Source organism: Sphingopyxis sp. (assembly GCF_965279725.1).
Classification (GTDB): domain Bacteria; phylum Pseudomonadota; class Alphaproteobacteria; order Sphingomonadales; family Sphingomonadaceae; genus Sphingopyxis.
Genome location: NZ_CBDIIL010000003.1, coordinates 1,526,347 through 1,539,809 on the forward strand (window position 1 = coordinate 1,526,347; position 13,463 = coordinate 1,539,809).

General features: G+C 64.4%; 14 protein-coding genes. 10 read left to right on the forward strand and 4 right to left on the reverse strand.

Annotated features, from left to right (window positions below; genetic code table 11):
• Nucleotides 1-82 precede the first annotated feature (82 nt).
• The 6 genes from ACQY6T_RS16355 to ACQY6T_RS16380 all read left to right on the forward strand — a co-directional run bounded on the left by ACQY6T_RS16355 (nt 83) and on the right by ACQY6T_RS16380 (nt 4,078).
• Complete coding sequence (locus ACQY6T_RS16355) at nt 83-1,108, forward strand: aspartate-semialdehyde dehydrogenase (protein ID WP_428632496.1); 1,026 nt, start codon at nt 83-85, stop codon at nt 1,106-1,108.
• Between the two features lie 2 nt (nt 1,109-1,110).
• Nucleotides 1,111-1,527 (forward strand): hypothetical protein, encoded by a 417-nt coding sequence (locus ACQY6T_RS16360; protein ID WP_428632498.1) that lies wholly within the window; start codon nt 1,111-1,113, stop codon nt 1,525-1,527.
• Entirely contained in the window at nt 1,524-2,306 is a 783-nt protein-coding gene (locus tag ACQY6T_RS16365) for a dimethylarginine dimethylaminohydrolase family protein (protein WP_428632499.1), read from the forward strand. The genes ACQY6T_RS16360 and ACQY6T_RS16365 overlap by 4 nt, the downstream gene beginning before the upstream one ends.
• Before the next feature lie 174 nt (nt 2,307-2,480).
• Nucleotides 2,481-3,110 carry a DUF2238 domain-containing protein gene (locus ACQY6T_RS16370; RefSeq protein ID WP_428632502.1) on the forward strand — a complete coding sequence of 210 codons (630 nt, stop codon included), beginning with the start codon at nt 2,481-2,483 and terminating at the stop codon, nt 3,108-3,110.
• Nucleotides 3,111-3,113: 3 nt separating this feature from the next.
• Nucleotides 3,114-3,725 carry a hypothetical protein gene (locus ACQY6T_RS16375; RefSeq protein WP_428632505.1) on the forward strand — a complete coding sequence of 204 codons (612 nt, stop codon included), beginning with the start codon at nt 3,114-3,116 and terminating at the stop codon, nt 3,723-3,725.
• Nucleotides 3,726-3,742: 17 nt separating this feature from the next.
• Nucleotides 3,743-4,078, forward strand: coding sequence for an immunity protein Imm33 domain-containing protein (locus ACQY6T_RS16380; RefSeq protein WP_428632507.1), 336 nt, complete (start codon nt 3,743-3,745; stop codon nt 4,076-4,078).
• A gap of 42 nt (nt 4,079-4,120) precedes the next feature.
• Here the strand turns inward: ACQY6T_RS16380 and ACQY6T_RS16385 are convergent, their stop codons facing one another.
• The 3 genes from ACQY6T_RS16385 to ACQY6T_RS16395 form a co-directional block, all read right to left on the reverse strand.
• A complete protein-coding gene (locus ACQY6T_RS16385; protein WP_428632509.1) occupies nt 4,121-5,710 on the reverse strand; it encodes an MDR family MFS transporter in 1,590 nt (529 codons plus the stop codon).
• 165 nt (nt 5,711-5,875) lie between these two features.
• The gene (locus ACQY6T_RS16390) at nt 5,876-6,994 is read right to left on the reverse strand and encodes an HlyD family secretion protein (RefSeq protein ID WP_428632511.1); all 1,119 of its coding nucleotides are present in this window, start codon (nt 6,992-6,994) and stop codon (nt 5,876-5,878) included.
• Nucleotides 6,994-7,440 (reverse strand): MarR family winged helix-turn-helix transcriptional regulator, encoded by a 447-nt coding sequence (locus tag ACQY6T_RS16395; protein ID WP_428632514.1) that lies wholly within the window; start codon nt 7,438-7,440, stop codon nt 6,994-6,996. Before ACQY6T_RS16395 ends, ACQY6T_RS16390 begins: the two co-directional genes overlap by 1 nt.
• 146 nt (nt 7,441-7,586) lie before the next feature.
• On the opposite strand from ACQY6T_RS16395, the gene ACQY6T_RS16400 reads away from it, so the two are divergent.
• From ACQY6T_RS16400 to ACQY6T_RS16415, 4 genes are all read left to right on the forward strand, one after another.
• Nucleotides 7,587-8,234: a 2-hydroxychromene-2-carboxylate isomerase gene (locus ACQY6T_RS16400; protein ID WP_428632516.1), complete on the forward strand. Its 648-nt coding sequence runs from the start codon at nt 7,587-7,589 to the stop codon at nt 8,232-8,234.
• The gene (locus ACQY6T_RS16405) at nt 8,231-8,980 is read left to right on the forward strand and encodes an alpha/beta fold hydrolase (protein ID WP_428632517.1); all 750 of its coding nucleotides are present in this window, start codon (nt 8,231-8,233) and stop codon (nt 8,978-8,980) included. The genes ACQY6T_RS16400 and ACQY6T_RS16405 overlap by 4 nt, the downstream gene beginning before the upstream one ends.
• Before the next feature lie 73 nt (nt 8,981-9,053).
• Nucleotides 9,054-10,901 carry a M2 family metallopeptidase gene (locus tag ACQY6T_RS16410; protein ID WP_428632520.1) on the forward strand — a complete coding sequence of 616 codons (1,848 nt, stop codon included), beginning with the start codon at nt 9,054-9,056 and terminating at the stop codon, nt 10,899-10,901.
• Complete coding sequence (locus ACQY6T_RS16415) at nt 10,895-11,731, forward strand: arylamine N-acetyltransferase family protein (RefSeq protein WP_428632522.1); 837 nt, start codon at nt 10,895-10,897, stop codon at nt 11,729-11,731. Before ACQY6T_RS16410 ends, ACQY6T_RS16415 begins: the two co-directional genes overlap by 7 nt.
• 140 nt (nt 11,732-11,871) lie before the next feature.
• On the opposite strand, the gene ACQY6T_RS16420 is transcribed toward ACQY6T_RS16415, so the two are convergent.
• Nucleotides 11,872-13,356: an AMP nucleosidase gene (locus tag ACQY6T_RS16420; protein WP_428632699.1), complete on the reverse strand. Its 1,485-nt coding sequence runs from the start codon at nt 13,354-13,356 to the stop codon at nt 11,872-11,874.
• Nucleotides 13,357-13,463: the final 107 nt, after the last annotated feature.

The window sequence follows — 13,463 nt, forward strand, 5'->3', positions numbered from 1 at the left end:
TTTCCAAAACGACCGGTTCCGCCAAAGCGCAGAACCGGTCGTTTTTCGTTTCAGCACATCATTTTCAGAACGGGATTTCATCATGGGTTATCGGATCGTTGTCGCCGGTGCGACGGGCAATGTCGGGCGCGAAGTGCTCGCTATCCTGACCGAGCGCGAATTCCCGATCGAGGAACTGGCGCTGGTCGCCTCGTCGCGCAGCCAGGGGCTCGACGTCGAAATCGGTGACACCGGCCGCACGCTGAAATGCCAGAATATCGACAATTTCGACTGGGCTGGCTGGGACATGGCGATCTTTGCGATCGGCAGCGAAGCGACCAAGATCCACGCGCCAAAGGCCGCCGCGGCGGGCTGCGTCGTCATCGACAACTCGTCGCTGTACCGCATGGACCCCGACGTGCCGCTGATCGTGCCCGAGGTGAATCCCGACGCGATCGATGGCTATACCAAGCGCAACATCATCGCCAACCCGAATTGCTCGACCGCGCAGATGGTCGTCGCGCTGAAGCCGCTTCACGACGCGGCGAAGATCACGCGCGTCGTTGTTTCCACCTATCAGTCGGTGTCGGGCGCGGGCAAGGCGGGCATGGACGAGCTGTGGAACCAGACGCGCCAGATCTTCGTCGGCGACGAAAAGGACATCCAGCTGTTCACCAAGCAGATCGCCTTCAACGTCATCCCGCACATCGACAGCTTCCTCGACGACGGGTCGACCAAGGAAGAGTGGAAGATGGTGGTCGAGACCAAGAAGATCCTCGATCCCAAGATCAAGGTCACCGCGACCTGCGTCCGCGTGCCGGTGTTCGTCGGCCATTCGGAAGCCATCAACATCGAGATGGAACGCGAACTGTCGGCCGAGGACGCCCAGCGCATCCTGCGCGAGGCGCCGGGCGTCGTGCTTCACGACAAGCGCGAAGATGGCGGCTACATTACCCCGGTCGAATGCGTCGGCGACTTCGCGACCTTCGTCAGCCGTGTGCGCGAGGATCCGACGGTCGAGAACGGCTTGAACCTGTGGTGCGTTTCGGACAACCTCCGCAAGGGTGCGGCGCTGAACGCCGTGCAGATCGCCGAACTGCTGGGACGGCGGCATCTGAAAAAGGGCTGAACATGGCGCGGCGGATGGTGATGATCTTAGTAACGCTGGCGCTGGCCGCGTTCGCTGTCCCGTCCGCCGCGGCCGAGCCGCCGCTCGCGCCATCCTTCGGCGATCTTGCGGTCGCGCCCGACGCGATTCTCGGGATCTGGAAGATGGTCGGCGAAAAATGCGAAGAAGGCGAAACGCCGAGCACAAAGCAGGTCGATGCGCTCATCCGCTTCGAGCGAGATTTCGGATATGAACTGACGGTCGAAGGCTGGACGTCGCGCGGTCGTTATCGTGTCGAACAGATGCGCGACGCGCCGCTTCGTATCCAGCTCGCCGATGTTCTGTACGAATTCGATCTCGTCGACGGCCGCCTTGAAAACTGGAGCGAAGGCGAGGCCGTCTTCTTGTGCGGCCGCATCTTTGAACGCGTGACCGGATGACCGGCAATCCCTCGCACTTCACCCACGCCCTCTGCCGCGCCCCGGCACCCTCCGCCATCCACGGCATCCGCGCCGACGGCGGCCCCGATCCCGATTTCGCGGGGCTTGCGGCCGAACATGACGCCTATGTCGCCGCGCTCTGCGACCTCGGCCTGACCGTCGAAGTCCTCGCGCCGCTCGACGATTTCCCCGACGCGCTCTTCACGGAAGATGTCGCGCTGACCTTTCCCGAGGGCGCGATCCTGCTCCGCCCCGGCGCGCAAGCCCGCGCGGGCGAGGTTGCGCATATCCGCGATGCGCTCGCCGCGCACCACGCCCGCCTGCTCGAAATGACCGGCCCGGGATACGCCGACGGCGGCGACATTCTGCGCCTCGCCGACCGTGTGATCATCGGCCTGTCGGCGCGCACCGATCGCGCCGGTGCCGACGAACTTGCCAAGCTCCTCGGCCAACTCGGTTATCGCGCCGAGATTGCCGAAACCCCGCCTGGCGTCCTGCATTTCAAGACCGGCTGCGGCCTGATCGACGCGCACACCATATTGGCGGTGCCCGAACTGGCGACCTGTCCGCAATTCGCCGGGCTGGAGGTGGTGCTCACCCCGCTTGGCGAAGATGGCGCTGCTAACATCCTGCGCGTTCGGGACACGGTGCTGGTCGGTGACCGCTGGCTCGCCACGCGCGCGATGCTGGCCGCGCGCGGCATTGAAGCCCGCGCGCTCCCAACCGACCAGATCGCGCATATCGATGCGGGGCTCAGCTGCATGTCGCTACGCTGGTGACCGCCGTCAAACTTTCGCGCCGCTCTCAAATTCCGTTCGCATCGAGCCCTTCGACTGCCTTGGCAGGCGCTCAGCATAAACTTCATCCAAGGGATGAAGTCGAGATGCCCACCGGTCGTGCGCGCCTTCACTGTGTCTCGACTTCGCTCGACACGAACGGATAAGGGGTAGTCGATGACCGACACCCCCACCGCCTCGCCCGCTCAGCGTCGCCTGTTCGGCCTTCTCCTGATCCTGCTGCTGCTCGCGCAGATCGATCAGCCTTATCCCGAAATCGCGCTGCTTCAGCATATCCCGACGATGCTGCTGATCGTCGCCGGACCGCTGCTGCTGCGCCGTTGGCCGCTGTCGACCCCGGCGCTCGCCTGCATCGTCGCCTTCTTCGCGATCCACACGCTGGGCGGGCGCTACGCTTACAGCAGCGTTCCCTATGACGACTGGGCGCGCGTGCTGACCGGCACCAGCCTGTCGGACGCGTTCGGTTGGCAGCGCAATCATTATGACCGGCTCGCCCACTTCGCGTTCGGCGCCCTTTCGGTGGTTCCTGTTGCCGAGATCGCGCGGCGCTGGGGCGGCCTGGGCCGACGCGGCGCGGCATTTACCGTGCTTGGTTGGGTATTGGCCATTTCTTGCCTGTACGAAATCTTCGAATGGCTGCTGACCATCGTCGCGGCGGGCGAAACCGCCGATCGCTATAATGGCCAGCAAGGCGATATCTGGGACGCGCAAAAGGATATGGCGCTCGCGGTACTGGGCGCGCTTATGATATTGGTGGCCCAGACGGCAACCAGGGGCAGGAGATAGGCGATGCGCAAGTTGATAACCCTCGCGACGATCGGATTGCTCGCCGCGTGCAAACCCACCCCGGAAAAAGCCGCGCCGGGCGACGATAGCCTGCCGAAAGCCGAGCCGATGCCCGAGGCAAAGTCCGACGGCCCCGCCGCCGCAACCACCGCGGTCAGCCTCGACGGCGAAGGGCTGCGCTTCATCGACAAGAGCAGCGGCAAGGCCAGCCTGCTCGCCTTCGGCATCCCGCGCGCTCAGGCCGAAACCGCGCTCGCCAATGTCGCGGGCAAGGAAGACGACCGCAGCGCGAACGAGGAATGCGGCGCCGGCCCGATGGAATTCACCCGCTACGACGCGATGACGCTGAATTTTCAGGACGGCAAATTCGTCGGCTGGTTTCTCGGCAACGAACCCGGCGCCGCGGCCTATTCGACGATGAGCGGTATCGGCATCGGCACGACGCGCGCCAAGGCGGCCGAATCTGTGTCGATCGTCGATCTCGAGGACAGCACGCTGGGCGAGGAGTTCAGCATCGGCACCGGTGACAATGTCGTTGGCGGCATGTTCGCCGAACCCGGCGACGCGGCCAAGATCGACGCGTTGTTTGCGGGAACGAACTGTTTTTTTCGCTAAGTCATGAGGTTGGATGCATGGAAGAGGCGCAGCGAGAAATCTGTAAGCGGCTCGGCGCCGAATTCATGCCTCCAGATGATACTTATAAGATGGGCATTTCTGAAAGTGCCTTGCAAGGCGAAATGCCACTTAATGGCTTACGGCATTTACCCGAAAGTGGGACAACAGGCTGGTTCATCTGGTCAGGAGACTTGTCTGCTGACCCCAGCTTTTTTAAGCCGCTACATCTTTACCATCTTCGGCTGGATTGCCCTGCCGCATTGCCATACCTAGCCCTTCCACCGGGGTGGCGGTTCCTCGTCGCGGCGAAACATGAAGATGTGTGGTATGACGAAAGCTTGCTGAAGGCCTGACATAGATCGCTCTGCTTCATCTCATTGCAACCCTTTTGGGGACTAATGCCCCATATCGGCCGCCGACGCGACCGGCCCTCCCGGTTTCGGCGGCCGCAGCAACAGCACCAGCGGCACCGACGCCAGCGTCACCCACATCATCACCCAGAAATCGTCGATATAGGCGACCATCGCCGCCTGCCGGTTGATCTCGGCATTGACCATCGCCATCGCGGTGTCGCCGGCGATGCCGAAACGGTCGGCGGTCGACGGGTCGAGCAGGCTGACCGAGCTGTTGGTGATATGCGCGGCCAGATCTTCGTGGCTCGTCTGGATATTTGCGCCGAGCAGGGTGGTGACGATCGAGATGCCGACCGACGCGCCGATGCTGCGAAACAGGTTGAGCAGGCTCGACCCGTCGGTACGATATTGCGGCTGGATCGTCGCAAACGCCATGGTGTTGAGCGGAATGAAGATCAGCCCCATCCCTACCCCCTGGACCAGACCGCTGATGATCACCGGCTCCATCCCCATCATCAGCGACCAATGGCTCATCTGCCACAGCGAATAAGCGGCGGTGAGCAACCCGGTGCCGACCATCCAGCGCGCGTCGATCTTGCCCAGCAATTGCCCCGCGATCCACATGCTGGCGAGAATGCCAACCCCGCGCAGCGCCAATGCCAGCCCGGTATCGATCACCGGCCAGCCGAACAGATTTTGCAGCATCGGCGGCAGCAGCGCCATCGACGCGAACATCACGACCCCGATCACGATCATGAACCCCATCGCGGTGACGAGGTTGCGGTCGGCGAGCATCGCGCGGCTGAACAGCGGCGCCCGCGCGGTGAACATATGGACGACGAACATCCACAGACAGGCGATGGCGACGCCCAGCTCGATCCAGATTTCGGCGCTGTCGAACCAGTCCTGATGCGCGCCGCGGTCGAGCATCAGCTGCAACGCCGCCAGCCCCAGCGCGAGCATCGAGAACCCGAACAGGTCGAACCGGCGCCCGGTTGTTTTGGTCGCGGGCAGCAGCGCCCACATCATCGCGAGGGTCAGCAGCCCGACCGGCAGGTTGACGTAAAAGACCCAGCGCCAGTTGGCGCTTTCGGTCAGCCAGCCGCCCAGCACCGGACCCAATATCGGCCCGATCATGATCCCCATGCCCCAGATCGACATCGCGCGCGCGTGGCGTTCGGGCGGATTGATGTCGAGCATTACCGATTGCGACAGCGGCCCGATAAAGGCGGCAAAAACGCCCTGTAAAAAACGGAACGCGACCATCTGTTCGAGCGACTGCGCCGCGCCGCACGCCATCGAGGCGACGATGAACCCGGCAATCGCGGTGAGGAACAATTCACGGCGGCCGATCCGGTCGGCCAGCCAGCCGGTGATCGGCATCGTCACCGCGCTGGCCAATATGTAGCTCGTCAGCACCCACGTCACCGTCTCGCTCGTCGCACCCAGCGCCGATTGCATGTGCGGGATGGCGACGTTGGCGATCGTCGTATCGAGGATCTGCATGATCGACGCGCCCATCACCGCGACGGTCAGCAGCCCGCGGTAACGGACGCGCTCGTGCAGCGGGATGCTATCGTCGGCGGGCAGCGCGGCGGCGGCGGACCGGCGGGGGAGGGAGCGAGAGGCCATGACCTAAAAGCCCCTCCCCTTTAGGGGAGGGGTTGGGGTGGGGGCCATCGAGATGGCGCAAGGCCGCTGGCCCCCACCCGCTGCGACTAGGCAGCAAGCTGCCAAGTCTCCCTGCCCTCCCCTGAAGGGGAGGGGCTGGAACATGAGAAGCGGCAGCATCACCCCCTACTTCCCCGTCACCGCACCACCGTCGGTAAACACCCGGACATCCGCCGACAGCCCCGCGATCATCTCGCGCGACGGCTTTTCGTCGAAGGCGATCTTCACCGGTACCCGCTGGGTCACCTTGACCCAGTTGCCCGTCGCATTCTGCGCCGGCAGCACCGAAAATTCGCTGCCCGTCCCGGCGCCGATCACCAGCACATGGCCGCGCACCTTCAGCCCCGGATAGGCGTCGAAACTGATTTCGGCGCGCTGGCCGATGCGCATGTCGGCGAGGTCGGTTTCCTTGAAATTGGCCTCGACCCACGGATGCAAAGTATCGACCAGGGTCACCGCGGGCAGCCCTGCGACCATCATCTGGCCGATCTGCAACCGGTCCGATTGCGCAACGCGGCCGCCGCTGGGGGCGCGAATTTCGGTGCGGCCCAGATTGACCTGCGCCTGCGCCCGCTGAACCCGCGCCGCCTCGACCTGCGGGTTGACTCCGCTCGACGGCCCGCCCGCCAGCTTGGTGCGCGCTTCGACTGCCGACGCTTCGGCCTGGCGGACGCGTTCGCGCGCCTGGCTGACCGCGTGGCGCGATGCGTCATAGGACGCCTTGGTGGTAAAACCTTTTTCCATCAGCGCCGCCTGACGGCCGAAATTGACCTCGGCGAATTTCACATCCTCGCGCGCCGCGGCGATGTCGACCGACGATGTGTTGGCGCTCGCCGACAGATTGCCGACCTCGACCTGCGCGGCGTCGATCGCGGCGGTCGCCTGCGCGACGTTCAGCCGGTACGGTTCGCCGTCGATGCGGAACAGCAATTGCCCCGCCGCGACCTGCTGGCCGTCGCGCACGGCAACTTCGGTGACGCGTCCGCCCACTTCGGCGGCCACCGACACCTTGTCCATCTGAACATAGGCGTTGTCGGTCGACACCGATCCGCCGCTGGTCAGCCAATAATATCCGCCCGCGGCGATCAGGATCGCGGGCAGGCCGAACATCAGCAATCGCGTCCGCCATTTCGGCGCGTTCTTTGCCTCGGTCTGCGGCGCCGCGCTTGCAGGCGGCAGCGGATCGGCCTTGGGCGCGGACTGTGCGTCGTCCGACGCGGGACGGGTGGGGGAAAGCTGGTCCATCAGGCGGCGGTCTCTTCTTTTTGGCAAATGCGGCGTGATAAATTGGCGCGAACGCGCTCGACCAGGCCGGTCAGCTGGTCGCGTTCGGCGGCGCTCAGGCCGTCGGTGGCTTCTTCGGCCAGCGCGTCGGTTACCGGGCGCATGCCGGCAATCAGCTCGTCGGCGCGTGGGGTCAGATGAAGCAGCCAGGCGCGGCGATCGGTCGGGTCGGCGCGGCGTTCGACCAGTCCCGCTTCTTCCAGCCGGTCGACCATCCGCGACAGAGTGATCGGTTCGACCTCGATCAGTTCGGCGAGCGGACCCTGGCGAATCCCCTCGAACCGGCGGAGGTAAATCATCAGCCGCCATTGCAGCGCGGTGATGCCCGTATCGCGGACGCGCGCGTTGAATCCGCGGCGATACAGCCGCGCCGCGTCGTTCAGCAGAAATCCGATCGTCTCACTCATGGCATGCGATATAATAGCAATTGCTACTATATGCAAGTTACGTCGCGCTACGTGGCACTTTCGCCAACATCCGCAAAACCCTCCACCATGGTGGCAATTTCCCCGACAAGGCTTGCAAGGCGGCGTTTTTTCCGCAGGATAAGGCAATGACATTGACCGCAGACCTCTTCTGGTCGTTCCGTTCGCCCTACAGCTACCTCGCCATCGCCCGCTACCGCGCAATGGCGGCAAGCCACGACTTGTCAATCAACCTGCGCCCCGTCTATCCGCTCGCGATCCGCCAGCCCGAATTTTTCGAGCGCAACCACCCGAATTGGCTCAGCTACACGATGCGCGACATGATCCGGGTCGCACAGTTCCACGGCATCCCGTTCGGGCCGCCGCGCCCCGATCCGATCGTTCAAGACCTGAAAACGCGCGCGATCGCCGCCGACCAGCCGTACATCTATCGCCTCACCCGTCTGGGCCAGGCGGCGTCGCGGCGCGGCAAAAGCCTGGCCTTTGCGCATGAGGCGGCGCAACTGATCTGGGGCGGGGCGCAGGACTGGCACCTCGGCGACCATCTGGCAGGTGCCGCGCGCCGCGCCGACCTCGACCTTGCCGAACTCGACGCCGAGGCGCTGGCCGAAGCCGAAGCGCTCGACACCGAGATCGCGGCCAATCAGGTCGCGCTGGAAATCGCCGGTCATTGGGGGGTGCCGACCCTGGTGTTCGAAGGCGAGCCCTTTTTCGGGCAGGACCGCATCGAGATGGCCAGATGGCGCATGGAGCAGAAAGGGTTGCGGCCGCGATGAGCGACCCGCAGTTTTTCGAAGCGCGTGACGGCGTACGGCTGGCGTGGCGCGAGCTGGGAGAGGGGCGCCCGCTGCTGCTGCTGCACGGGCTGTTTTCGAGCGCTGAGGTCAACTGGATCAAATTCGGCACCGCAGCGCGCGTTGCCGCCGACGGCTACCGCGTCATCATGCCCGACCTGCGCGTTCACGGATCGAGCGACGCGCCGCACGAAGAAGAATTTTATCCGCCCGACGTGCTGGTCCGCGACCTGGAGGATCTGGTCGCGCATCTGGGGCTGGCCGATTTCGATCTTGGCGGCTTTTCACTTGGCGCGCGCACCAGCGTTCGCGCAGTGGTGGCAGGCATGACGCCGCGCCGTCTGATTTTGGGCGGCATGGGGCTGGCCGGGCTCGCTGGCTGGCAGCGGCGCGGGCAATTTTTCCAGCGCGCGATTGCCGAATATGAAACCGCCAAGCGCGGCGACGACACCTGGCTGTCGATCCAGTTCATGAAAACGATGAAGGTCGACCGCATCGCGGCGGCGCATCTGCTGGACAGCTTTACCGACACTCCACCCGAGGCGCTGGCAGCGCTGACGATACCGGTGCTTATCGTGTGCGGCGAGCAGGATCAGGACAATGGATCGGCGACCGACCTGGTCGCGGCGCTCGTCGATGCGCGGCTCGCGACGATTCCGGGAACGCATATGTCGAGCGTGACCCAGCCCGAGCTGGGCGAGGCAATCGCCGCCTTCCTCACCGCTTGACCCTGCCGCCCATGCGGTCCAGATTGCCCCCCATCGCGCCGCAGAGCGCATGAAACAACAGAGGACGCACCCCATGAAAGCCATGATATCAACGCTGTCGCTGGCCCTCTCGCTCGCGCTCGCGGGCACCGCCGTCGCCGCTGAAAAGCAGAAGGACGCCCCGGCAGCGAAGGCCGCAAAGCCGACCGCCGCCGACGCCGATGCCTTTATCGCCGCGGCGGAAAAGGATCTGTTCGACTACACCGTCGAGGCGAGCCAGGTGAACTGGGTCAACAGCACCTATCTGACCGAAGATACCGATGCCATGGCGTCGCGGATCAACGCCGTTGGGACCGAGAAGTCGGTGAAATATGCGCTCGAAGCCGCCAAGTATAAGGATATTCCCGGCCTCAGCGCCGACACCAAGCGCAAGCTCGACATCCTGCGTAACGGCTTGGTCCTGCCTGCACCGACCAAGCCCGGCGCGGCGACCGAACTTAACCAGATCGCCACCGACCTGCAGTCGCAATATGGCAAGGGCCGCGGGACGCTCGACGGTAAGGAGATCTCGGGGTCGGACATCGAGGCCGCGATGGGCGATCTCAAGCACACCCCGGCGCAATTCGCCGAAATGTGGACGAGCTGGCACGACAAGGTCGGCGCGCCGATGAAGGATGATTATGCCCGCATGGTGGGCATTGCCAACGAGGGCTCCAAGGAGTTGGGCTTTGCCGACACCGGCGCGATGTGGCGGTCGGGTTATGACATGTCGCCCGAGGATTTCGCGAAGACGACCGAGCGTTTGTGGCAGGAAGTGAAGCCGCTCTACATGGCGCTCCACACCTATACGCGCTGGAAACTGAACGAGAAATATGGCGATGCGGTGCAGCCCAAGACCGGCCCGATCCGCGCCGACCTGCTCGGCAATATGTGGGCGCAGGAATGGGGCAATATATACCCGCTCGTCGCGCCCGCGGGCTCGGGTGACCTGGGTTATGACGTTGGCGATTTGCTGACGGCGCAGGGCAAGACCCCACTCGACATGGTCAAGGCGGGGGAGAATTTCTATTCTTCGCTCGGCATGGCGCCGCTGCCGGAGACGTTCTGGAAACGCAGCCAGTTCCTGAAGCCCGCCGACCGCGAAGTGATTTGTCACGCGTCGGCGTGGGATGTCGACAACAAGGACGATATCCGCATCAAGATGTGCATCAAGGTGAACGCCGACGATTTCACCACGATCCATCACGAGCTGGGCCACAATTATTACCAGCGCGCGTACAACAAGCAGCCGTACCTCTATTTGAACGGCGCCAACGACGGTTTTCATGAGGCGATCGGCGATTTTGTCGCGCTGTCGATCACCCCGCAATATCTCGTCGACATCGGCCTGCTCGACAAGGCGAAGGTGCCGAGCGCCGACAAGGACACCGGCCTGCTGCTGCGTCAGGCGATGGACAAGGTCGCGTTCCTGCCGTTCGGTCTGCTCGTCGACCGCTGGCGCTGGGGCGTCTTCGACGGCACGATCAAGCCCGCCGATTACAACACCGCCTGGACCCAGCTGCGCACGCAATATCAAGGCATCGTCCCGCCGGGCGAGCGTCCGGCGAACGCCTTCGATGCGGGCGCGAAGTTCCACATCCCCGGCAACACCCCCTACACCCGCTATTTCCTCGCGCGCATTCTGCAGTTTCAGTTTTACGAAGCGGCGTGCAAGCAGGCAGGCTGGACCGGACCGCTCCACCGCTGTTCCTTCTATGGCAACAAGGAGGTCGGCGCGAAGCTCAACGCGATGCTCGAAATGGGCGCGTCCAAACCTTGGCCCGATGCCTTGGAGGCCTTCACCGGCAGCCGCGAAATGTCGGGCAAGGCGATGGCCGATTATTTCGCGCCGCTGAAGATCTGGCTCGACCAACAGAATAAGGGCAAGCCGTCGGGGTGGTAAGCGAGCGGCAAGCGACCGGGTTCGATCGCGCGCGCTATCTTGACCGGATCGGTGCTGCGGTGCCGGTTTGCGCTGACCTAGCGACGCTTGGCGAGCTGACGCGCGCGCATCTGGCCCATGTCCCGTTTGAAAATCTGGATGTGCAGCTCGGCCGGGAGCCGCCCGCGACGGTTGATGCGATCTTTGCCAAGGTGGTGGAGGGTGGCCGTGGCGGTTGGTGTTTCGAACTCAATACGTTGTTCGGCCGCCTGCTCGCCGATCTGGGTTATCGTGTCACCCGGCTGAAAGCCGACGTCCGGCGCGGCGGCGACATCGCGGACCGTCCGGGCAATCACCTGTGCCTGCGCGTCGATCTCGACCGGTCGTATCTGGTCGATATCGGGTTTGGCGGATCGATCACGGCGCCGGTCGAGATTGCCGAAGGCGTCGGCGTCGACGGGCCTTATGCGGTCCAGCTCGCGGACATCGGGGGTGGCTGCTGGACGTTCGACGAGACAGTCGGCGACGGCGCGCCATTCGGTTTCGATTTTGCCACTGAGCCTGCCGATGAGGGCGTTCTCGACGCCATGCGATTGGCGCTTGGGCGCGAAGATTGGTCGCCGTTCGTCCAGAATCTGGTGATGCAGCTGCGCCGCGGCGACGTGCATTGGACGTTGCGCGGCCGGGTGCTGACGCACCTCACGCCGACAGGGAAAACGACGCGCCTGCTGGGTTCGGCGGACGAGATGGCGGCGGTCGGCCGCGAGATTTTTGCAATGGAATTGCCCGAGGTCGATCGGCTGTGGCGCCGCGCCGCCGATCGTCACGATCAGCTGTTCGGCACCGGGTGATCCGGCCGTCCGCCAGCGTGCCGAAATGTATAAATGACCAGGCGTTGCGCGCGGTCAGGCCGTCGTCGACGGGATGACCGCGCCGGTGGTATCGCTCGCGACATGGCCTGCAACGCTGCGCGACCGGTCGGGCGCGTAAGTCAACGGAACGGCGGCTCGTTGAACGCGCGCAGTTTGCGGCTGTGGAGTTTGGCGCCTTCGTCGCGCATCGTTTCGCACGCGCGGATGCCGATCTGCAGGTGGGCAGCGATCGCCTCTTCGTAGAAGCGGTTCGCCTGTCCGGGCAGCTTGAGTTCGCCGTGGAGCGGCTTGTCGCTGACGCAAAGCAGCGTCCCATAGGGCACGCGGAAGCGGTATCCCTGCGCTGCGATCGTCGCCGATTCCATGTCGATGCCGATCGCGCGCGATTGCGAAAAGCGCAGCGCCGAGTCGGTGTAGCGCAGTTCCCAGTTGCGGTCGTCGGTGGTGACGACGGTGCCGGTACGCATGCGTTTTTTGAGGTCGGCGCCGGTGGCGCCCGATACCGCTTCGGCGGCGCTCGCCAAAGCCTGTTGGACCTCGGCGATCGGCGGGATCGGGATGGCAACCGGCAGCACCGCGTCGAGGATATGGTCGTCGCGGAGGTACGCGTGAGCGAGGACATAGTCGCCGATGCGCTGGCTGGGGCGCAGCCCACCGCAATGGCCGATCATCAGCCACGCCTCGGGCCGCAGCACCGCCAAGTGATCGCAGATCGTTTTGGCATTCGACGGCCCGACGCCGATGTTGACGAGAGTGATGCCGCCGCCGTCGGGGGCGATCAAATGATAGGCGGGCATCTGGTGTCGCCGCCAGGCGCTGTCGGCGACCAGGGCGCTGGCGTTGACGCCAGGCTGGTCGACATAAAGGCCCGCGGCGCCGGCGAGCGCCGTGTAGCGCCCCTGACCGACCTGCGCCCCTGCCCACGACACAAATTCGTCGACATAGCGGTGATAGTTGGTGAACAATATGTAGCGCTGGAAATGCTCGGGCGCGGTGCCGGTATAGTGGCGGAGGCGCGCGAGGCTGAAATCGGTACGCAGCGCGTCGAACAGCGCGAGAGGCTGCGACGCGGTGGGGTCGGCACCGAACAGACCATCGGCGAGCTCATCGCCGATGTCGGCGAGTTCGGTGGTCGGGAAGTGGCGCGCGAGTTCGAGCGGGGTGACCCCGCCCATGTCTGACCCGTCGCTGGCGTCGAGCACATACGGGAAGGGGATCTGCTGCCCGGTGCGCGTGACTTCGAGCGTGATGTCATAATGGCGCGCGAGCAGACCAAGCTGGTCCCGCAGATAATCGGCAAACAGGTCGGGGCGCGTCACGGTGGTGACAAATTCGCCCGCGCGCTCAAACTGGCCGAAAGCGAGATTATGTCCCTTTTGCCCTTCCCGCTGTTCGCCGGTGGTGGTCAGGCGGATCGCGGGATAGTCGAAAAGGCCCGTGGCCGCGGCATCAGCCGGCGGCAGTGTGCGGTCGCGGACATAGGCGGCGATAGCGGATTTGAGGTTGGTGACCGAGGCGCGGAACCTGTCCTGCAGTTCGGCGATGACCTGCTCGACGAGAGCGGCGGGGTCGGTGATGTCGGGATTATGTGATGAGGATGTCATCGCGGCGCTGTTGCACGAAATTGTGACAAAAGGGAAGGGGGCGACCTTTGGCGACTTAATCTTGTTCGTCATGCCGTACTCGATCCGGCATCCATTCGGCGGTTGCG

Excerpts from the sequence above, each read along its gene's own strand:
- ACQY6T_RS16385 (WP_428632509.1), bottom strand. The coding sequence starts at position 5,710 with ATGGCCTCTCGCTCCCTCCCCCGCCGGTCCGCCGCCGCCGCGCTGCCC.
- ACQY6T_RS16390 (WP_428632511.1), bottom strand. The coding sequence starts at position 6,994 with ATGGACCAGCTTTCCCCCACCCGTCCCGCGTCGGACGACGCACAGTCC.
- ACQY6T_RS16410 (WP_428632520.1), top strand. The coding sequence starts at position 9,054 with ATGAAAGCCATGATATCAACGCTGTCGCTGGCCCTCTCGCTCGCGCTC.
- ACQY6T_RS16405 (WP_428632517.1), top strand. The coding sequence starts at position 8,231 with ATGAGCGACCCGCAGTTTTTCGAAGCGCGTGACGGCGTACGGCTGGCG.
- ACQY6T_RS16370 (WP_428632502.1), top strand. The coding sequence starts at position 2,481 with ATGACCGACACCCCCACCGCCTCGCCCGCTCAGCGTCGCCTGTTCGGC.
- ACQY6T_RS16355 (WP_428632496.1), top strand. The coding sequence starts at position 83 with ATGGGTTATCGGATCGTTGTCGCCGGTGCGACGGGCAATGTCGGGCGC.
- ACQY6T_RS16365 (WP_428632499.1), top strand. The coding sequence starts at position 1,524 with ATGACCGGCAATCCCTCGCACTTCACCCACGCCCTCTGCCGCGCCCCG.
- ACQY6T_RS16360 (WP_428632498.1), top strand. The coding sequence starts at position 1,111 with ATGGCGCGGCGGATGGTGATGATCTTAGTAACGCTGGCGCTGGCCGCG.
- ACQY6T_RS16420 (WP_428632699.1), bottom strand. The coding sequence starts at position 13,356 with ATGACATCCTCATCACATAATCCCGACATCACCGACCCCGCCGCTCTC.
- ACQY6T_RS16400 (WP_428632516.1), top strand. The coding sequence starts at position 7,587 with ATGACATTGACCGCAGACCTCTTCTGGTCGTTCCGTTCGCCCTACAGC.
- ACQY6T_RS16380 (WP_428632507.1), top strand. The coding sequence starts at position 3,743 with ATGGAAGAGGCGCAGCGAGAAATCTGTAAGCGGCTCGGCGCCGAATTC.
- ACQY6T_RS16375 (WP_428632505.1), top strand. The coding sequence starts at position 3,114 with ATGCGCAAGTTGATAACCCTCGCGACGATCGGATTGCTCGCCGCGTGC.
- ACQY6T_RS16395 (WP_428632514.1), bottom strand. The coding sequence starts at position 7,440 with ATGAGTGAGACGATCGGATTTCTGCTGAACGACGCGGCGCGGCTGTAT.